Here is an 18,589-nt window from a genome sequence, read left to right on the forward strand (position 1 = left end):
AGTAATGAAATCGAATATTGAACTAGGAGGCGTAGGTATGAATGGAAAGCTGGCGAAAGTGAACAAGGGGACAGGGGTGAGAATATGAAAGGTGAGTTTCCGGTTATAACAACCGAACGTCTTGTATTACGGAAAATGGTAGCGACGGACAGCAAGGACATGTTGGAATACTTTTCAGATGAGCAGGTGATGAAGTTTTATGGAGTGAGCCCATTTAAGTCTGAAGAAGAGGCACTGGAAGAGATCCGTTGGTATGATCGGATTTTTGAGGAACAGATCAGGGAATTCGCTGGGCTCTTCAAACGAAGGACGGTAAAATCATCGGTTCTTGCGGATTTCATAACTGGGATCAACGTCATCACCGAGCAGAAATGGGTTATGAATTGTCCAGAGCCTGTTGGGGCCAAGGGTTAATGTCAGAGGTACTTGCAGCTGTAATCGACTATGGGTTTAATACCCTCCTCTTGAACCGCATTCAGGCACTAGTAGAGCCGGAGAATACGCAATCCTTGCGTTTGCTTGAAAAAGCAGGCTTTCGGCAGGAAGGAATCCTGTCCCAGTATGAATTTACGTTGGGGAAATATGATGATCTTTGCATGTGCGCACTCGTTAAATCAGAATATATCAATTATCTATGAAGGGGTATATACATTTCATACTGCTCAATAGGGTCCTTAGAGAAGCCTACCTTTTGGATAAAGCCTTCAAGAGAGTTATTGTCGGACAGGCAGATATATACCTTCTCGACCTTTTGGGTTTCTGCCGCTTTATGAAGTAGGGTACGTCCAAGGCCTTGGTTTCGATGTTTGGGATCGACCCAAAGAAAGTTGATTTTACCTTGAGCACCCATAGCAATCATGCCGAGTCGGGTTTGATCGACTGCATAGATGCCGAGAAAAACTTCTTGTGTGCTGTTGGCGTAATAAGGTGCGTCACTTTGCCAATGGATGTGACAGTCGGTGAGGGTTGTACGGAAATCTGCGACATCATCAAACATAAGTTTTTTAAGAGTGTACGAAGATGAAGGAGCGGGAGAGACCGATGGGAGCATAGCGTTATAATATTTTAGCGTATAGCGTGCCTGATAGCCGTGCTTTTTATAGAATTGGAAACGGGGGCTCCATCAATCTCCTGGTTAAAATGGAAATAACCCCTTTGAAAAGGGGTTATTATTATAAGTTTTCCTTCATTGTAGGGTTGCAATTAGTGTCGGTAAGATCAGGGTTGGTAGAGAGGTCACGATAATGATTGAGTTTATATTCAATAATTTTTTGGGTTTCCATCAGTCTGGAGATTTCTCCTTGAATCTTCTGATTATGTTTTTCAAGTAAGGAATGTCTGATCGGGATGGTGCTGTTACCTTGCATCGAAAGTTCTTGATAATGTTTCATTTCTTCTATGGTCATCCCAGTAGCTTTTAATCGGGTTAGAAAGATAATCCCTAGAATCTGATCTCTACTGTAGAACCTGTGTCCGTTAGCCTTTCGTTCTGCATAAGGTAGCAAGCCAATTCGCTCATAGTAACGTATGGTATCCTCTGTTAAACCTGTTAGTTCAGCAGCTTGACTAATAGAGGTTACAGTCTCTGGAATTTCCTGCAAAGTATCCCACTCCTTAATTGTAACAATTACCAAGGTACTTCTCCACTCGCATCGAAAAACCCTCCTGTCGGCCCATCATCGTGTAAAGTTGCTAAACGAACAATGATAGCAGCAGCTTGTTGTACCGAACCCGGTCCTGTAAAGCCGTTTAAGTCGGTGGCGGTAAAGCCGGGGTCAGCCGAATTAATTTTGAGAGGTGAGTCCTTGAATTCCTTGGCAAGTGTGACGGTTAGCATATTAACCGCTGCTTTGCTGCTATTGTAGGCAAGTAAATTAAATTGGGCATGCTCGTGCTCAGGATCGCTATTATAGGTTAACGAACCAAGGCCACTTGATAAGTTAACAATTCTGCCGCGTGGAGCTTTTTTCAATAAAGGAAGTAAGGCTTGAGTCACCGCGACCAAACCGAAAAAGTTGGTTTCATACGTTTCTTTTAAATCGGTTAAAGGGAATTGACTTGGAGGAGTGGCCCCCCCAAGAGATACTCCAGCATTGTTGATGAGTACATCAAGGGAACTGAATTCTTGTTTGATCTGATGGACTGCGGAATCAATCGTACTTTGATTCGTCACGTCTAACAAAATCAATCGGGCTTCTACTCCCTCATTAGCCAACTTAGCCACCGCTTCCCGGCCACTCTGCTCATTCCGTGAGCCAATCAGAACTGTAAAACCTGTGTCCCCCAATTGCTTGGCCGTTTCATATCCGATTCCTTTGTTGGCCCCCGTAATAAGCACTGTTTTTCCAATATTCATGAGCAATCCTCTTTTCATCATTCTTAAATTTGGCGGCCACCATGCTTTAAATGTACTACTTGGAGTATACTTAAAGTCAACACAAAACCAACGAATTATTGCCCGATATGCCTGAACATTCTTTATTTTGGAAGATAGGAGATTGGAATGAACAAAAGGCAAGTAGAAATTTTCCGTAAGTTGTTAATTGAATCGAACCGACTGTGGTTAGTTCAGGATCTGGCCGATCAGACGGATTGCTCAGAAAAGACGATTCGAAACGATCTAAAAGTAATTGAAGAATACCTAGTCAAGCACTCCAATGCCAATCTGGTGAGAAGACCGGGACGCGGTATTTATTTGGAGATAAGTGAAGCGGAGCAGGCTGATTTATTTCACCGCCTGTATGCAGGCGAGAGTACAGCCCAGCATGAATCGGATGAGGAGAGGGTGTTACATCTCGCCTATCGGCTCTTGATGGATGCCAAGCCTGTAACGATACAAGATCTGGCCTCCCAGTATTATGTGAACAAGACGGTGATCCGTAGAGATATGGAAAAGATTGATGACTGGCTGCACAGCTTTGATCTTGCCTTGGTTACCAAGCAGCGCGTAGGCTTGACCATTCAAGGCACAGAGAAAAACAAGCGGATCGCTTTGGCGCGGATGAATCAGCTGATTGATAGTCCTGAGTTAACAGGACAGATGATGCGCAAGCAGTTTGAGCCGCACGAGATTGCAACCATCAATTATGAATTAAAAGCATTTCAAAAGCATCATGAACTCAGCTTTACGGATGAAGCTTTTGAGGGTTTAATGCTCCATATTCTCTTAATGGTCAAACGAACCAAGCTGGGACAGCCCATCTCTCTCTCCGAGAAAGACATTGCCTTTTTGCAGGAGAAGGCCGAATTTACATGGGCTACTTCGTTTTTACGGCAGCTGCAAAAACTGTTTTCCGTACCTTTTTCCAAGGAAGAAACGGCCTATCTAACCCTGCATTTGCTGGGCGGAAAGTTCCGTTACCAGCAAGAGGATAGAAAGGGCAAACAAAGCGATCTGGCAGACAGCCATCCGCTTTTGCCTAAACTGATTGAGCAGTTAGTCCGGCGGATGTCGGAGCTGAATATGATTGACTTTTCCAAGGATAAGATGTTGCTGAAAGGGTTGAAGGTCCATTTATATACGACCCTGAACCGGCTTCAATATGGTTTGACGGTGTCCAATCCTATGCTGACTGAGATTAAGAAGATGTATCCTTACATGTTCGACCGGGTTATTATTACGCTGGAAGAGGTAGGGGATTTGGTCCGGTTATCGTTCCCTGAGGAGGAAGCGGCGTATTTAACGCTACATTTTCAGGCTTCTGTGGAGCGACTTCACCAGAAAGAGAGTCATCCTCAGAGAGCCATCATCGTGTGTCACATGGGTATCGGTATGTCCCAGCTACTGCGCACAAAGGTGGAACGTAAGTTTCCGGCTGTACATGTGGAGACAACCCTTTCGAAGGCTGAAGTTCAGGACTATCTGGCAACCCAAGAGGTAGATCTCATCATTACAACCGTAGCTCTTCCAGAGCTGAGCGTTCCGCACATTCTCGTCTCTCCATTGCTGGATGCCAAGGATGAGCGTCAACTGGAACAAGTGATCAGACGAATGGATGAGCCCGAACCTAGAGTCGCAGATGAATCTGTATTTTTCAAGTATACAACACCTTTTTTAGTCTTTCCCCAGCAAGAAGTGCAGCGTCCGGAACAATTGATTTCCAAGCTGGCGCAAATACTGGAGGACAAAGGATATGCGGAGACAGGATATGTGGACAGCGTATTGGCGCGAGAAAAAATGTCAGCTACGACGATTGGGGGAGGCATAGCCATCCCGCATGGCGGCTCAGAGTGGATAAGGCAGTCCTCCATTGTAGTCGCTACTTTAAAGAAGCCACTTACTTGGGGAACCGAGAAAGTAGAGCTTGTGTTCTTGCTTGCGGTAAAACAGGATGGGCGGGAAGAAATGCGGCAGTTATTTAAGGAATTGTCCCTAATCAGTGAGCAGCCAGCTCTAGTTCATGCTTTATCTAAGGAGACCGATGCGATGAGACTATTAGGGAAGCTAAAGGGATAAACTAAAATTAAAAGCCGTGCTTAGGAGCAGGACTTATCTATAAGTCCTGTTTTTTTGTCCGTATTATTCTATTTTTCCGAAAGTTCCGGTAAAAAGTTCGCCCGATAACAGCAAAAAAGGCGGTTATACTATCAATGTAAGCGGAAACATCAGAGAGAAGGGGAATGACTATGAAGATATTAGCGATTACCTCATGTCCTAACGGAATTGCACATACGTATATGGCAGCTGAGAATCTGCAAAAGGCAGCAGCCAAGCTGGGTATCGAGATGAAGGTCGAGACACAAGGCTCCATTGAAGTAGAAAATCAACTAACGGAGCAGGAGATCCGTGAAGCGGATGGCATTATTATTGCAGCGGATAAGACGGTGGTCAAAGACCGCTTCGTCGGCAAGAAACTGCTGGTCGTTGGAGTACAGGATGGGATTCGCCGTCCGGAAGAATTGATCCAGCGGGTGATGAAGGGGAATGTGCCTATGTACCAGGCAGAGTCACGTGCCTCCGAGGCTAGCTCACAGGAGAATAAACCGAAGCAAAATCCTATCTACCGCCACTTGATGAATGGTGTATCCTATATGGTGCCCTTTATCGTCATTGGGGGATTGCTCATTGCCATTGCGTTGACGATTGGCGGTGAGAAGACACCAGGCGGTCTGGTTATACCGGACGGTTCATTTTGGAAGACGGTTCAGGATATCGGTTCGGCTTCGTTTACCTTTATGATACCAATCCTCGCTGGATTCATCGCGATGAGTATTGCGGATAGACCGGGGCTTGCACCGGGTATGGTTGGCGGATTCATTGCTGCGAACGGCAGTTTTTATGGAAGTGAGGCGGGAGCCGGATTTATCGGCGGAATTATCGCTGGTTTCCTGGCGGGTTATGTTGCACTGGGTATTCGGAAAATGAAGGTTGGGCGAGCGTTACAGCCGATCATGCCTATTATTATTATCCCTGTGTTGTCATCTTTAATTGTAGGATTAATCTTTGTCTTTATAATCGGTTCTCCAGTCGCACAATTGTTTGAAGCCTTGACGGGTTGGCTTGCAGGTATGCAAGGTACAAGTTCAATTCTATTGGCACTGATTTTAGGTGCGATGATCTCCTTCGATATGGGTGGTCCAGTCAATAAAGTAGCATTTTTATTCGGCTCGGCCATGATTGGTGAAGGAAATTACGAAATTATGGGACCGATCGCCGTTGCGATTTGTATTCCACCGATTGGAATGGGACTTGCAGCAATGATCAACAAGCGTAAATTTGCACCAGCAGAACGCGAAGCCGGAAAAGCGACATTCACGATGGGATTATTCGGTATTACTGAAGGAGCGATTCCCTTCGCTGCACAAGATCCATTGCGTGTTATTCCTAGTATCATGGCAGGATCTATGGTCGGTTCAGTCATTGCGATGTTGGGAAATGTAGGGGATAAGGTAGCTCATGGTGGACCGATTGTAGCCATTCTTGGTGCAGTGGACAATGTGTTCATGTTCTTCATTGCTGTTATTGTCGGAGCAGCCGTCTCTGTTATCCTGGTGAGTCTGCTGAAAAGGGATATTGCAACTGCAAATCCGGCTGTTGCTGGAGAAGAGACATCTGGAAATTCTGCCGCAGTAACGGAACAATCTACGATGACTACGACTGCCGCCGAGTCATCAGCTTCAGCGATTGCAAATAACGAGCCCGAAGTATCTTCGCAAGCCATTCACATTGAGAAGTTGACAGATATTGTAACGATGGATCTGATTAATCTGGATCTGGAAGGAACGACACAGGATGCCGTGATTGATGAAATGATCGGAGCACTTGAGAGAAATGGAGCCGTAAGTTCTGCCAGTGGTTTTAAACAGGCTATATTGGACCGAGAGAAGGAAAGCTCCACAGGCATTGGAATGAATATTGCCATTCCTCACGGTAAATCGGAAGCTGTTCTGAAGCCAAGCGTGGTCTTTGGGGTGAAGCGAAGCGGAGTGGATTGGAAAAGTCTGGACGGAAGTGAAGCGAAACTGATCTTCATGATTGCTGTTCCGCGTAATAGTAAGGACAATGCCCATCTGAAGGTGCTGCAAATGCTGTCTCGTAAGCTGATGGACGACCATTTTAGAGAAGCGCTTCTGGCGGTTACGACCAAGAAAGATGCATATCAATTACTGACTCAGGTGCATTAATTCCATGCGCTAAGCAGAACATATTGTTAATCACTAGCGGAACACACTGCAACGATAGTAAACGCAAGAGCAGTCTATCCTCATCTAAGGATAGACTGCTCTTTTATAGTAAAATATTGTTTTTAATCAATTAAGTATTTCTACGAGGATTGAGCTACGCGTACGAGCATATGAGCAAGCGCGTGCTGCTGCTCTTTATCCCCTACCTTCCACAATTCCTGAAGAAGCTTCTCCTCGCTATTGCGCGGTTCTTCCTTGGCTGCCAGATAGCCTGCAATCTTCTCAGCTGCTTTTGCCATCACTTCTTCATTCAAGCCGATTTTTTGAGCCATTTCAATTTTGTCGCTCAAATAACTTTTGAATGAATCAAAGCTGCCCAAAATGTCATCCTTTTTGCTGTCGTCTATCCGATTTAACGCGTCATCTACTTTGTTCAGGGCCACTTCGCCTTCCTTATTTACAACATGATTGTGCTCTGCCATTTCTAACGCCTCCTCAAGATTGTTTTCTAGGATAAGGACTGCTTGCGGTACAGTAGTACTTACCCCGGCTAACTAAAATGAAAACGGCGAGAAGCAAGCAGAGTATCGTGGAGCGATGAAGAAAAACATATTGTTACATAAAGTCGAAAAAATAACGAATCACGTGAAAAAAGACGGGCGAGGTGTAGGTCAAGCTATCCACTCGGCTTAAGTAGCTTTTTTTCAAAGCATCGAACTTATTATCATCGCCGATTAATAAATCTCGTTTCAGCACGGAAACCGTTAAGCTCCCGAAGAAACCGCTCAAGCTAATCAACATGCCCATAATAATCCCAAATTTCAGATCAAACGGCGTCAGGTACGGATAGATTAGATACGAAGCCGCTATGGTTACGGGAAAAGCGAATGCAAAGCCTTCCCAAGTTATATTGGGATTGGATGTCGGGACGATTTTCCGCTTGCCGAAATAGAGTGATGCCAGATAATGTGCGACATCATTGAGCTGTGTCAGTACCACTAGAAAAAGTACAAGTTTTGCTCCGTATTGTGGCGTAGCAAACTGAAAATAAGCCAGGTGACTCAGTCCAAAAACCATCAGCATGAGTCCCCATTGAGTCGAGCTGACACTACGTAGGAAACCCACGGTTCCTTTATTGATCAATCGCGGGAGCGGTAGCAGCAAGAATACATAGATAGGGATAAAGACGATAAACATCCCATACCACCCGATATAAATCCAATAAAACTGTACAGGAATCGCCAAGTATGCCCATAAAAACAACCTGCGGTCAGCTTTTCTGGATCTAATCATGGAGAAGTATTCTTTTAGCGCAAAGAAAGTAAGCACCATCAAGGAAAGCAGTGAAACGATCGGATTGAAAAGTGTTGCCAGGCAAAAGATAAAGAACATGCCCCACCAGGTCTTAATGCGAAGTCCAATAGCTGCATAGTCTTTGTTTGGCTGTGTTTTGACTACCACTATATAAATTAGATGGATGATTAATAAGGCTATACAAATAAGGGTTAACGTTAATAACGAACTGTCCATTGCGACTCACCAACTTATAGCGAAATAGGATTCCCTGAAGGGGGTCCTATGTTATTATGAAGGAATAATTCAAACTTGATAAGGGGAAGTTTCGTAAATGGTAGCTGATCAATCGGTTTTTATCTTGCTTACGAATACGGGAACGTTTCTGACGAGAGTCATTAAAAGCTATACAAGAGCACCATACAATCACGCCTCCATTTCCTTCAACCGAGAACTTTCGGAGTTATACAGCTTCGGGAGAAAGACCCCCAGTAACCCTCTGGATGGTGGTTTCGTGAAAGAGGATATTAAGACAGGTACATACAGCAGATTTCCGAATACAACATGTGTCATCTACGAGCTTCAAGTAACCGACCGTGAAGTCGAGAAAATGAAGAGAGTTTTACATGTATTTATCCGAAGTCGGCAAAAATATATGTATAACTTACTGGGATTAATTGGCGTTGCACTCAAAGAACCAGTTGAGTTCAGTAATTCTTATTTTTGTTCGCAATTCGTCGCGGAAATTTTACAGCGATCCGGCATCAAAATATGGAACAAGTTGCCCGCCCTTATTACACCAGACGATTTTCGGCAAAGTGACCGATTCCATCTGATCTACGAGGGGAAATTGAGCGAGTATGAGCCTCAAGCCTGAGGATAAGCACTTTATTACTTAGACTCCCCAGGCACAATCACCTCGATGTGACGCGCTAGAATACCAAGCTCGATAGGCAAAGAGGGTCCTTCCTCACCATCTACATTCGTACTGACCGGTTCTGCAGAGCTGACACTTACATGCTTTGCAGTAAAGTAAACGATATCACTATGATCTTTCAGGTTGCCTAAAAATAAGCTTATGCTGGCCGTCACCGTGTTCAATATATTAAGGTTTTTGAAAATAAAGCAGTGAAGCAGACCATCATCAACAGCCGCCCCGGGCGCCAGTTTCTCAAATCCGCCAACTGAGTTGGTTAAAGCAGCAAGAAAGAGTGGGGATTCGCCTTCCCAAGTCCTGTCATCATAGCGGACGATAAGCGGATGGACAGGATGATTGATAAGTTCTTTCAAACCTTCTTTAAAGTAGGCAAATGTACCAAACATGGATTTATCGTCTGACGACACAGCGGATAGCGATTCGGCAAGCGAGCCAGTGGCAACAACATTGGCAAACATTCGACCGTTTAAGAGACCCATATCTACGGCTTTCACGCGAGCAGAAGTGAGTGTACGGATCGCCAGTTCAGGACTTAGCGGAATTTGTAAGGCACGGGCAAAATCATTGACGGTCCCAAGCGGGATGACCCCTAGTTTTGGACGATGGGCTTGATCCATGAAACCATTAATGGTTTCGTGAAGCGTGCCATCTCCACCGAGGGAAACGACTAGATCATAAGTCTCCTGACATGCAGTGACGCAAAAACGGGTGGCATCAAGTTCTTGTGCCGTTTCTTCGACTGTAACGGCGTATCCTTGCTCACGTAGAATTTCTTCTACGTTTCTGACATGTTGGAGGGATTCCTCTTTGCCAGAAGAGGGATTTACAATGACCATAGCTTTCTTCATATACATATTCCTCTCTTTGGGGAAAGTCGGGGTTACCAACCCTTACCCGAAAAGCATACCTTTAGACTCTAAATTAGACATGTGTCATATTTTTAGTTACTATATAAAAGTAAATAAAATCTGAATGGAGGATTTCGTATGAAAATCGCATTAACAGGAGCAACGGGGCAACTGGGTTCCATTGTGGTAGATACATTGCTTGCATCCGTCCCGGCAAAAGACCTTATTGTTAGCGTAAGAAATCCGGAAAAAGCAGAGGGGTTACGTAATCGTGGCGTTGACGTTCGTCATGGCGATTTTGACAAGCCAGAAACGCTGGATCAGGCATTTGCTGGTGTAGATCGATTGTTGATTATATCCGCAGACGGGGATAATGATACTAGAATTCGTCAGCATAAAGCGGCTGTTGATGCTGCTGTGCGTGCGGGAGTAGGGTTCATCGCGTATACCAGTGCGGCCAATGCCGCTGACAGCACTCTATTCCTTGCACCCGTACATCGTATTACGGAGGAGTTCATTCGTGAGTCAGGTATTCCTTACTCCTTCTTGCGTAATAATTGGTATCTTGAGAATGAAGCAGGCACGATCCAATCCGTACTCGCGGGAGCTCCATGGTTAACCTCAGCAGGGTCCGGTAGAGTAGGTTGGGCTGCCCGCGCTGATTACGCGCAAGCGGCTGCAGCCGTGTTGTCTGGCGAAGGACATGAGAATACAATCTACGAGCTCTCTGGTAAGCCGATTACCCAAGAAGAGTTGGCAGCGATACTTGCTGAGGTCCTGGGTAAGGACGTTCCTGTACAGCAGGTAGACGATGCTGCGTATGCCGAGATCATGCTCGGTGCGGGAGTACCGGAAGGTGCCATCCCTATTGTGGTAGGCATTCAACAAGCGATTCGTGAAGGAGCTTTGGATGTCGTAAGCAACGATTTTGAGAAGCTGTTGAAGCGTCCCCTGACGCCGCTTAAGCAAGGAATTAGTGAACTGGTCAAACAAATCCAAGCATAATAAATATGTCGTACAAAACGGATGCTGCCTAGGAAGGTTAGCATCCGTTTTAGTTACATTCATAACTGGAACCGCGACTGATTATCCAATATACTTGTAGGGAACTCCAAGGTAGCTTGGAATAGAAATAAAAATGAATGGAGTACATAATACCATGTCTAATTTGCCAAATTGTCCTGAGTGTAATTCAGAGTACACTTATGAGGACCGTAGTCTGTTCATTTGCCCGGAATGCGCCCATGAGTGGTCTGCCGAGTCAGAAACTGAAAGCAGTGAAGACGTAAAAGTCGTCAAAGATGCGAATGGTAACATTCTGAAGGATGGTGACTCTGTAACTGTCATTAAAGACCTTAAAGTGAAGGGAAGCTCTTCCGTCTTGAAAATTGGCACCAAAGTAAAAAACATCCGTCTGGTGGAAGGCGACCACGATATTGATTGCAAAATTGATGGTTTTGGAGCAATGAAGCTAAAATCAGAGTTTGTTAAAAAGAATTAGAGTATATAGCAGAGAAACTGTTCAGTTCCATGAGGATAAAAAGGAGAAGCCGAGGCTTCTCCTTTTTTATTAGCATTGGGCATCATTGGGCTTCCAATGCTCATGCCCATATAGATGTCATAGTGGTGCCAGCCACACGGTTCCTGTTCCCCTGTATACATTAACCAGCCCTTCGCCGGAAGCGGCTGAGCCCATTTTGGTTTTCCCCGATTTTTCAACGGTGAACTGTAGGGTGTTGGACCACATAAGGGCAAAGTTGCCATCCACCTTAAGCACATCATTTTGCAATTCTATAACGACTGCTTCATCAGAAGGGATCGGCGCTTGAAGTGCCAGTACTCCTTTTCCACGGGCGCTTAAATTAAATAACCCTTCTCCGCCCAGTGCAGCAGAGGAAAGATTACTACGTGCAACGACGGATATGTCCAGTGTGGTGTCGCAAGCTAAAAACAATCCGTCTTCGATGGCAATGTCATCATTATCGACATCAATAAGCCAAATATATTGATAGGTAGGCTCCAGCATGATGGTTCCCGTGCCTTTATAGTGCGGCTTAATGGCACCTGTCCCTGTTACAGCACCGGATACCAAGTTTCGCATTAAGCCTCCCACGCCTTTTACACCGGTAGTCATTTCCATGCTACCTACAATATATTGCATGGCACCTGCCCTCATCATAATCTCACTATTATTGATTTCGATCATGAGCTGCTTGCGGCGCATGTTACTTTTGCTCATATAGTAATTGTCTTTCGCAGCCGCAACCGAGGTGCAACTCAAATCTGTTATGTATTCCAGTACCGTAAATCCACCTAATTGGTCAGTGATGGCAACATTGCTGTTATCCTTTAAATTATTAATAACAAAAGCCATAAATGTATGCGCCTCCTTGTTGTTTTCATGGTGTGGGGATGGAAATCTTATTTACTCCATACCATAATTCGACAAAGAGACTGCTTTTCCTGCGCAGATCTCGGCACTTCTCTCGCCTGATTTTCAAACTCAGAAAAGGAGAGCTTGAAAAAGATATAAAAAAGGTTCAATATAAAGATATCGGTTTTTAAAATGATTGCTTCGAAAGCAACCGAATGAAAAATGAAACATACAATAGGGGGTAAGACAAGTGGAGATAGGTATAAGTACGTTTGTAGAAACAACACCGGATCCCCAAACCGGTGAGGTTATCAGTCACGCACAACGGATACGTGAAGTGGTCGAGGAAATTGTACTTGCTGATCAGGTAGGACTGGATGTGTACGGCGTGGGAGAGCATCATCGTAAAGATTATGCGGCATCTGCTCCGGCTGTTATACTGGCTGCTGCTGCGGCACAGACCCAACGAATTCGCCTAACCAGTGCGGTTACGGTGCTTTCATCGGATGATCCGGTGCGTGTGTTTCAGGATTTTGCTACGCTGGACGGTATTTCGAATGGACGAGCTGAAATTATGGCAGGCCGAGGTTCTTTTATCGAATCGTTTCCGTTGTTTGGGTATGACCTGGATAACTACGATGAGTTGTTTGATGAAAAACTGGAACTTCTATTGAAAATACGTGAATCCGAAAAAGTGACCTGGAAAGGCGGACATCGGCCTGCGATCAACAATTTAGGCGTGTATCCGCGTCCGGTGCAAAATCCTTTGCCTGTATGGATCGGGAGTGGAGGCAATCAGGAATCTGTGGTTCGTGCGGGCTTGCTTGGATTGCCGTTGGTGCTTGCCATTATCGGAGGCAGCCCTATGCAGTTTGCACCATTGGTGGAGTTGTACAAAAAGGCAGCTAAGCACGCAGGTCATGATGCATCGCTGCTTCCAGTTGCATCCCACTCGCATGGTTTTATCGCGGAGACCACCGAGCTTGCAGCTGAAAAGTTTTTCCCTTCCACTCAGCAGAGCATGAATGTGCTTGGGCGTGAACGCGGTTGGGGTCCTTATACTCGTTCCAGCTTCGATGCCGCGCGCAGCTTTGAAGGAGCATTGTATGTAGGCGATCCCGATACAGTTGCCAAGAAAATCATTCATCTCCGTAAACAGGTAGGCATTACACGTTTTCTGTTGCATGTGCCCGTCGGCACGATGCCGCATGATGATGTCATGAGAGCTATTGAGTTATTGGGAACAGAGGTAGCGCCACGGGTGCGTGAAGAGATATCCAAGTGGGAATCTGAGAGCAAATAAGCGGATTGACCTCAGTATAGAGAAAAGAGAAAGGAGCAGACCGTGTAAGGAGGTCGCTCCTTTTTGGTTCTAAATAGTCTATATTGTTTCTAATTAATCTGTATAGGTGAGTTCAGATCATTCTTTATTTTGTCCGTTTTTTATGAGTGATGCGTTTCTGTAATTGAAGTTTCCCTTGTTGTAATCTCTTAGGTTTGGCAGGAACTCTGCGCAAGATAGGTTTCTCTTGGGTTGCTTTGGAAGGCAGCGTCATGCGGAGTGTGGTTGAGGCAGGTTTTCTTTGACTGCTGCTTCTTATAAAGTCGATAGTATAGTTCAAGACGAACGGGCTAACCGCAATTCTCCGCAGTCCCACGTTTCTACAAGTGGTACAGCCTGTATCCCAGCACCAATCGAAGGCATTCTCAGGAACTTGAGTGAAGTAAGAACCCTGCCATGTACGTCCAAAATCATCCTCGGCGTAATAGAAAAACGTATTACCTCCGGCGAAGCCGCTCCATACTTGAATAGTTTGACCGGGGTTCACGCGATACCAGCCTGCTTTGGAGTAGTTAACAGGAGTACAGCTGAAGTCCGGATAGGCAAAAACTACAAAGATAGCCGCATTGGTGCTGTTGCGAAAATTGAGACCCATTGTCGCCCCTTCTTTCCTCATATAGTAATCTTACAGTGTAGCTTATGAGTATTTTGAAAGAAGGAAACAGACAAGAGTCTCTTAATTGCTAAAGTTGAACCATTTGCTGATGTCCATTTTGTTATGTTCATTCATAGATCGCCACTCGTTGGATTCCGGTTGATAGGTATAATCTTTTTGCCAGGTTGTTATGTTTTCCACGATAGCCCGTATGGAAGAGACAATATAGGAGACTTCCTGATTGGTCATCATGGGATGAAGCGACAGACGCACCCAGCCCGGCTTTCGAGATAAGTTTCCCGCATGAATCAGGTCTGTCATTTGCTTAGATGCTTGCTGGTCGATGCCCAGCAAATAATGTCCATAGGGGCCTGCACATGAACAGCCGCCCCGGGCCTGAATGCCAAATCGATCATTGAGTAGTTTTACAATCAGGTTATAGTGAATATGACCAACAACGAAAGAAACGATTCCCAGCCGATCTTGGCTGCTCCCTCCCAAAATGTGTAGACCTGGTATGATGCTCAAGCCTTTTAGCAATAATGAGGTCAGCTCCTTTTTACGCTCCCACATGCGGTTGTATCCCATTTGTTCCTTCAACTGAATACAGAGCGCGGTTCGAACAGCCTGTAGAAAAGGAGGAGTGCCTCCATCCTCGCGGGCCTCAATACTATTTTTATACTCGTATCCACCCCAAGGATTGGTCCAACTTACCGTGCCGCCTCCGGGCTGATCGGGAGCACAATGGAGACACAGCCGCGAATCCATAATGAGAACGCCGCTTGTGCCGGGGCCACCAAGAAATTTGTGAGGAGAAAATACAATCCCGTCCAGTTTCTCAAGGGGATCTGTAGGATGCATGTCGATCTCCGCATAAGGTGCGCTTGCCGAAAAATCAATGAAACATACGCCACCATGTTCATGCATTTTGCGGGATAGTTGGTGAATTGGCACTTCGAACCCTGTAACATTGGAGCAGGCGGTAAAAGCGCCAATCTTGATCGGGCGATGCCGAAATTGATGCAGCAGTCGTTCGAGATGAGCTGGATCGACCATTCCTCCGGGGCCCGGAGGGAGACACACAACGTCTCCAATGGTTTCTGCCCAGGAAATATGATTGGAATGATGCTCCATGTGTGTAACAAAAATAACGGGGCGGTCTTTTTCGGCGATGGGGTAGAGAGGCTTTAATTTTTCATGTATTTTTAATCCTAATAGTCGCTGAAGCTTATTCACCGCACCTGTCATCCCAGACCCGGCGAATAGAATGATATCATGTTCGTTGGCATGAACGTGGTTCTTAATGATTTGCTTTGCTTTTTCATAGGCTTGGGTCATCAGAGTTCCTGTCAAATTAGACTCCGTATGCGTGTTCGCCACAAATGGACCTAATTCATTAGCTATTTTCGACTCGATGGGTCCATATAGACGACCGCTGGCTGCCCAATCCGCATAAATCAGCTTTTTAAGCCCATATGGAGATTCAAAGGTCTGGTGATAACCGATTGTATTTTCGCGATACTTTTGGAAATGAGCCTCGTTAGAAGGCTGATACCTACAGTTACTACTTCCGATTCGAGCCATGAGCATACGGCGCCTCCCAAGTCGTTCTGTCTTCTTAGGGTACGTAGGTAGGCGAGGATAGGTTAAAATAATTAGGCGAATGTCATCATTTAGTCAAATTAAAAAGCCTCATCCAATAGCAGGATAAGGCATGAGTATATATTAGATAAAAAGCTGCATATCCGACTCGAGGGCGTCTTTTAGATACGTTTTGGCCTCGATAATTTCCAGTTCAGGGATGAATTCTTCCGGTTTAAAACCCATAATATCCACCGATAGCTTGCAGGCATAGAATTTGACGTTTTTCTTCCGGGCTCCCTTCAGGAAATGGATCAACTTCGGTGCCTCATTATCTTCCAGCATTTCCGTCAGCATCAGCTTGCCCAGACCGCTAAAATTCATATGGGACAGCGGCAAGGCCTCAGGTCCTTTGGGCGTCATCAAATCCATAAGTTTCTCGTAAATGGTCTTGTCCTCAAGCGTCATTTTATCGGGATCACGAACCAATGATAATCCCCAGAATGCAAAAAACATCGTAACTTCGACATCCAGCTCCCGAGCTGTATTGGCCAAAATCAGTCCAGCCATTGCCTTATCATAATCGCCGCTGAACATAAGCAGATTCATCCTTTTGTTCACGATCTTCCGCCTCCATTACCAACAGATATATTCAGTATGGATTTGGAAATGAGAACTATGCCCAGTTCACATATTGATCACAATTGTAGAGGGGATGTAAATATTGAAAACTGGTATTTTATAAAAAACCATTCCAGTTGCTAGTAACCAGTATTAATGTACCCATTTCTCGTCAACAGACGAATGATTTGAGGGCAGGAAGAGAATAATTTAAAGGCAACATTGTTTTCAATCCTAAATGACTATAAAGGTTTTGTTCAATATACAGGTTAAACTTTAAAAAAAACAGAAAAAATCATTTCCTTAAGCTCGAATTTCGATTAAAATGTAGGTATTCTTCATACCTATGAATCGGAGCGATGGATATGGATATGGATAAATTCAAATTTAATTCCAAACACAATAAAATGATTGTTGATGCTATCGTAGATGGATACCGCGATTATATTGAGCATCGTAAAGATCGAAAAGCAAAAATGAAGATCAGTTCAGCTTTTGCCTGGACCAAGGGTAACTTTATCGAAAGTAAGATCGCAGAAGAGTGCGTTGATTACGGTTTTACATATAAAAAATCGAAGGCTGGATTAACGTGGGACTATCTCCAATTTATCCACGGAGATTCTAAAATTCTTTTTCTTATTAAGAATGCGGCTTATTTCAATGAGCAATGCTTTTCACAGGCAAAGCTACCTAACAATTACGGGAGGAAAGGTCCACGTCGTACCTATCTTCATGAACTTTCAAAAATTAACAAAGATTTATTGTTTTCCTCTACTCAGCAATCCTCGAAAACAGGGGAAATACCGGAACAACTTTCCTTTCTGATTTTAGAGAGCCAGGTAAAAGATGAACTCGAAAGCTTTAAATCATCCTATAATGAGTTCCATATACTCACATACGCACTTGATGAGGCATATCAGATATCTGAAGTAATGCATTATTTACCCAATCCCAATGATAATATCGCTTACCTGATAGAAGACCTCTCAAGCCTTATTTCTGGAGCTGATTTAACTGAAGAAGATCGCGAAGTAGTGGCGCCAGAAATGAATGAAGATATTATGGACCCAGCAGCTTTCGATATCGGGATATTGGAAGAAGAGCAACACAACTAGATAAACAAGACGGGGTTAGTCAAAATAAGGGGGGAGCAGCATGTTCATAGGTGAAAATTTGATCAATCTACGGATCATGCATGGGTATTCAAGAAAACAGCTCTCTGAAATGTTGGGTGTTACAGAACAAGCAGTCTGGCAGTACGAGAATGCATATACATCTCCTAAAATGCAAATTGTGAATGAGCTAAAGCGGATTTTTAAGGTGAAAAGCAAATATTTTTATACTAAAGACATGCTCGCACGGAATACGACACCTGCTAACGTAAACGTAATGAACATCGCTTATCGTTCAAAAGTTTTGAATGTTATCTCTAAGACGCAGGCGGAAGCGAAGCATGTTGAATATTTAGATGCTTTTATTAACTATATTACAGCCAGAATTAGCCTTCCTACCCTCAAAATTATTAGTTTAAGGGATGAAGTTATCGAATATCTGAACCATTCAGATGACGATAGATCGACTCAAATCGATAAAGTTGCTCATTTGGCACGTAAAAGACTAGGCCTAGCGCAAGATACAAATGACGATCTTATGTTTCTAGTCGAAAAAAGTGGAGTATTCGCCTTTGAGAAGGCAATGGGTGAGGAGACTGATGCTTATAGTCTCTGGACTCGAAACGATCGTCCTTATATCATATTAGGGAATATGAAACGATCAGCTGTTCGGAGAAATTTTGATATAGCACATGAACTGGGGCATCTACTGCTTCATTATCGTCTTGAATTTGCTAATTTAGATAGAAAAGAACACAAAATTATTGAGAATGAAGCGAATATGTTTGCTGGAGCATTCTTGTTACCTGAAGATGAATTTACACTTGATATGCAAAATGTGACCCATATCACAAATCCGGATAATTACTTGGATTTGAAAAAAAAATGGAAAACTTCACTGCAAGTGTTGGGATACAGGGCAGCCCATTTGGGACATCTTAAACCAAAAGATCATCGAAACTTCTACGCAGCTTTGCATCGAAAAGGTTATTTGAAGATTGAACCGCTCGATGAATTAATTCCGATTCAGAAACCAACGAAAATCAAAACAATTATCGATCTTGTTTCTAAAAAGGGTGTCGTGAACATTCATCAAATGGTTGAGAATGATTGGAAAACTGAAGTATCATTCTTTTATCATATGACCGGAATTGTCCCTGATTTTTTTAATAAATATTTGGCGAAAAGTCTTGATTTCGGTCTGCAAAATGTCACGGATATATCCAAGCGTATCTCAGATGTAGCTAAGCAAGTGTAACTAT

General features: G+C 44.2%; 18 protein-coding genes and 1 pseudogene. 9 read left to right on the plus strand and 10 right to left on the minus strand.

From position 1 onward, the window contains the following. The first annotated feature begins 84 nt into the window (after positions 1 to 84). Positions 85 to 638: pseudogene (locus tag ACXHJ2_RS24530) on the plus strand (GNAT family N-acetyltransferase). Here ACXHJ2_RS24530 and ACXHJ2_RS24535 read toward each other — a convergent pair. The 3 genes from ACXHJ2_RS24535 to ACXHJ2_RS24545 form a co-directional block, all read right to left on the minus strand. Further along, positions 629 to 997 (minus strand): GNAT family N-acetyltransferase, encoded by a 369-nt coding sequence (locus tag ACXHJ2_RS24535; RefSeq protein WP_238791069.1) that lies wholly within the window; start codon positions 995 to 997, stop codon positions 629 to 631. The pseudogene ACXHJ2_RS24530 and the gene ACXHJ2_RS24535 overlap by 10 nt on opposite strands. Before the next feature lie 175 nt (positions 998 to 1,172). After that, positions 1,173 to 1,634, minus strand: a complete 462-nt coding sequence (locus ACXHJ2_RS24540) for a MerR family transcriptional regulator (RefSeq protein WP_238791068.1) — start codon at positions 1,632 to 1,634, stop codon at positions 1,173 to 1,175. Beyond that, positions 1,628 to 2,356, minus strand: coding sequence for an SDR family oxidoreductase (locus ACXHJ2_RS24545; protein ID WP_165082156.1), 729 nt, complete (start codon positions 2,354 to 2,356; stop codon positions 1,628 to 1,630). The genes ACXHJ2_RS24540 and ACXHJ2_RS24545 overlap by 7 nt, the downstream gene beginning before the upstream one ends. 147 nt (positions 2,357 to 2,503) lie before the next feature. Between ACXHJ2_RS24545 and ACXHJ2_RS24550 the strand changes: the two genes are divergently transcribed. Both ACXHJ2_RS24550 and ACXHJ2_RS24555 read left to right on the plus strand, forming a co-directional pair. Beyond that, positions 2,504 to 4,456 (plus strand): BglG family transcription antiterminator, encoded by a 1,953-nt coding sequence (locus ACXHJ2_RS24550; RefSeq protein ID WP_165082154.1) that lies wholly within the window; start codon positions 2,504 to 2,506, stop codon positions 4,454 to 4,456. Positions 4,457 to 4,626: 170 nt separating this feature from the next. Further along, positions 4,627 to 6,624 carry a PTS fructose transporter subunit IIABC gene (locus tag ACXHJ2_RS24555; RefSeq protein ID WP_165082152.1) on the plus strand — a complete coding sequence of 666 codons (1,998 nt, stop codon included), beginning with the start codon at positions 4,627 to 4,629 and terminating at the stop codon, positions 6,622 to 6,624. 140 nt (positions 6,625 to 6,764) lie between these two features. Here ACXHJ2_RS24555 and ACXHJ2_RS24560 read toward each other — a convergent pair whose 3' ends face one another. After that, positions 6,765 to 7,106: a DUF3243 domain-containing protein gene (locus ACXHJ2_RS24560; protein ID WP_013373818.1), complete on the minus strand. Its 342-nt coding sequence runs from the start codon at positions 7,104 to 7,106 to the stop codon at positions 6,765 to 6,767. A gap of 133 nt (positions 7,107 to 7,239) precedes the next feature. After that, the gene (locus ACXHJ2_RS24565) at positions 7,240 to 8,154 is read right to left on the minus strand and encodes a phosphatidate cytidylyltransferase (RefSeq protein WP_165082150.1); all 915 of its coding nucleotides are present in this window, start codon (positions 8,152 to 8,154) and stop codon (positions 7,240 to 7,242) included. A gap of 97 nt (positions 8,155 to 8,251) precedes the next feature. On the opposite strand from ACXHJ2_RS24565, the gene ACXHJ2_RS24570 reads away from it, so the two are divergent. Next, positions 8,252 to 8,794, plus strand: a complete 543-nt coding sequence (locus ACXHJ2_RS24570; protein WP_040102510.1) for a hypothetical protein — start codon at positions 8,252 to 8,254, stop codon at positions 8,792 to 8,794. Between the two features lie 14 nt (positions 8,795 to 8,808). Here the strand turns inward: ACXHJ2_RS24570 and ACXHJ2_RS24575 are convergent, their stop codons facing one another. Further along, the gene (locus ACXHJ2_RS24575; RefSeq protein ID WP_165082274.1) at positions 8,809 to 9,702 is read right to left on the minus strand and encodes a diacylglycerol/lipid kinase family protein; all 894 of its coding nucleotides are present in this window, start codon (positions 9,700 to 9,702) and stop codon (positions 8,809 to 8,811) included. Between the two features lie 138 nt (positions 9,703 to 9,840). Here ACXHJ2_RS24575 and ACXHJ2_RS24580 point away from each other — a divergent pair, with 138 nt between their 5' ends. Together ACXHJ2_RS24580 and ACXHJ2_RS24585 are read left to right on the plus strand one after the other, a co-directional pair. Then, positions 9,841 to 10,707 carry an SDR family oxidoreductase gene (locus ACXHJ2_RS24580; RefSeq protein ID WP_013373814.1) on the plus strand — a complete coding sequence of 289 codons (867 nt, stop codon included), beginning with the start codon at positions 9,841 to 9,843 and terminating at the stop codon, positions 10,705 to 10,707. 154 nt (positions 10,708 to 10,861) lie between these two features. Beyond that, positions 10,862 to 11,203, plus strand: a complete 342-nt coding sequence (locus ACXHJ2_RS24585) for a zinc ribbon domain-containing protein YjdM (protein ID WP_013373813.1) — start codon at positions 10,862 to 10,864, stop codon at positions 11,201 to 11,203. A gap of 117 nt (positions 11,204 to 11,320) precedes the next feature. Here the strand turns inward: ACXHJ2_RS24585 and ACXHJ2_RS24590 are convergent, their stop codons facing one another. Continuing rightward, complete coding sequence (locus ACXHJ2_RS24590) at positions 11,321 to 12,076, minus strand: AIM24 family protein (protein WP_165082148.1); 756 nt, start codon at positions 12,074 to 12,076, stop codon at positions 11,321 to 11,323. 250 nt (positions 12,077 to 12,326) lie between these two features. Here ACXHJ2_RS24590 and ACXHJ2_RS24595 point away from each other — a divergent pair, with 250 nt between their 5' ends. Next, positions 12,327 to 13,379 carry an LLM class flavin-dependent oxidoreductase gene (locus tag ACXHJ2_RS24595; RefSeq protein WP_058830946.1) on the plus strand — a complete coding sequence of 351 codons (1,053 nt, stop codon included), beginning with the start codon at positions 12,327 to 12,329 and terminating at the stop codon, positions 13,377 to 13,379. 124 nt (positions 13,380 to 13,503) lie between these two features. Here the strand turns inward: ACXHJ2_RS24595 and ACXHJ2_RS24600 are convergent, their stop codons facing one another. The 3 genes from ACXHJ2_RS24600 to ACXHJ2_RS24610 all read right to left on the minus strand — a co-directional run bounded on the left by ACXHJ2_RS24600 (position 13,504) and on the right by ACXHJ2_RS24610 (position 16,215). After that, on the minus strand, positions 13,504 to 14,013 hold the full coding sequence (locus ACXHJ2_RS24600; protein ID WP_058830947.1) for a DUF1036 domain-containing protein: 510 nt from the start codon (positions 14,011 to 14,013) through the stop codon (positions 13,504 to 13,506). 81 nt (positions 14,014 to 14,094) lie between these two features. Next, positions 14,095 to 15,603, minus strand: a complete 1,509-nt coding sequence (locus ACXHJ2_RS24605; protein WP_165082146.1) for an aminotransferase class V-fold PLP-dependent enzyme — start codon at positions 15,601 to 15,603, stop codon at positions 14,095 to 14,097. Between the two features lie 135 nt (positions 15,604 to 15,738). Further along, positions 15,739 to 16,215 carry a DsrE/DsrF/DrsH-like family protein gene (locus ACXHJ2_RS24610; protein WP_013373806.1) on the minus strand — a complete coding sequence of 159 codons (477 nt, stop codon included), beginning with the start codon at positions 16,213 to 16,215 and terminating at the stop codon, positions 15,739 to 15,741. Positions 16,216 to 16,586: 371 nt separating this feature from the next. Between ACXHJ2_RS24610 and ACXHJ2_RS24615 the strand changes: the two genes are divergently transcribed. Continuing rightward, positions 16,587 to 17,330, plus strand: coding sequence for a spr1630 family ClpXP-sensitive toxin (locus ACXHJ2_RS24615; protein ID WP_064962866.1), 744 nt, complete (start codon positions 16,587 to 16,589; stop codon positions 17,328 to 17,330). 40 nt (positions 17,331 to 17,370) lie between these two features. After that, positions 17,371 to 18,585: a spr1629 family repressor/antitoxin gene (locus ACXHJ2_RS24620; RefSeq protein ID WP_165082144.1), complete on the plus strand. Its 1,215-nt coding sequence runs from the start codon at positions 17,371 to 17,373 to the stop codon at positions 18,583 to 18,585. The last annotated feature ends 4 nt before the right edge of the window (positions 18,586 to 18,589 follow it).

The organism is Paenibacillus sp. ALE3, assembly GCF_054113405.1.

Excerpts from the sequence above, each read along its gene's own strand:
- ACXHJ2_RS24535 (WP_238791069.1), bottom strand. The coding sequence starts at position 997 with ATGTTTGATGATGTCGCAGATTTCCGTACAACCCTCACCGACTGTCAC.
- ACXHJ2_RS24545 (WP_165082156.1), bottom strand. The coding sequence starts at position 2,356 with ATGAATATTGGAAAAACAGTGCTTATTACGGGGGCCAACAAAGGAATC.
- ACXHJ2_RS24550 (WP_165082154.1), top strand. The coding sequence starts at position 2,504 with ATGAACAAAAGGCAAGTAGAAATTTTCCGTAAGTTGTTAATTGAATCG.
- ACXHJ2_RS24555 (WP_165082152.1), top strand. The coding sequence starts at position 4,627 with ATGAAGATATTAGCGATTACCTCATGTCCTAACGGAATTGCACATACG.
- ACXHJ2_RS24560 (WP_013373818.1), bottom strand. The coding sequence starts at position 7,106 with ATGGCAGAGCACAATCATGTTGTAAATAAGGAAGGCGAAGTGGCCCTG.
- ACXHJ2_RS24565 (WP_165082150.1), bottom strand. The coding sequence starts at position 8,154 with ATGGACAGTTCGTTATTAACGTTAACCCTTATTTGTATAGCCTTATTA.
- ACXHJ2_RS24570 (WP_040102510.1), top strand. The coding sequence starts at position 8,252 with ATGGTAGCTGATCAATCGGTTTTTATCTTGCTTACGAATACGGGAACG.
- ACXHJ2_RS24575 (WP_165082274.1), bottom strand. The coding sequence starts at position 9,702 with ATGAAGAAAGCTATGGTCATTGTAAATCCCTCTTCTGGCAAAGAGGAA.
- ACXHJ2_RS24580 (WP_013373814.1), top strand. The coding sequence starts at position 9,841 with ATGAAAATCGCATTAACAGGAGCAACGGGGCAACTGGGTTCCATTGTG.
- ACXHJ2_RS24585 (WP_013373813.1), top strand. The coding sequence starts at position 10,862 with ATGTCTAATTTGCCAAATTGTCCTGAGTGTAATTCAGAGTACACTTAT.
- ACXHJ2_RS24590 (WP_165082148.1), bottom strand. The coding sequence starts at position 12,076 with ATGGCTTTTGTTATTAATAATTTAAAGGATAACAGCAATGTTGCCATC.
- ACXHJ2_RS24600 (WP_058830947.1), bottom strand. The coding sequence starts at position 14,013 with ATGGGTCTCAATTTTCGCAACAGCACCAATGCGGCTATCTTTGTAGTT.
- ACXHJ2_RS24605 (WP_165082146.1), bottom strand. The coding sequence starts at position 15,603 with ATGCTCATGGCTCGAATCGGAAGTAGTAACTGTAGGTATCAGCCTTCT.
- ACXHJ2_RS24615 (WP_064962866.1), top strand. The coding sequence starts at position 16,587 with ATGGATAAATTCAAATTTAATTCCAAACACAATAAAATGATTGTTGAT.
- ACXHJ2_RS24620 (WP_165082144.1), top strand. The coding sequence starts at position 17,371 with ATGTTCATAGGTGAAAATTTGATCAATCTACGGATCATGCATGGGTAT.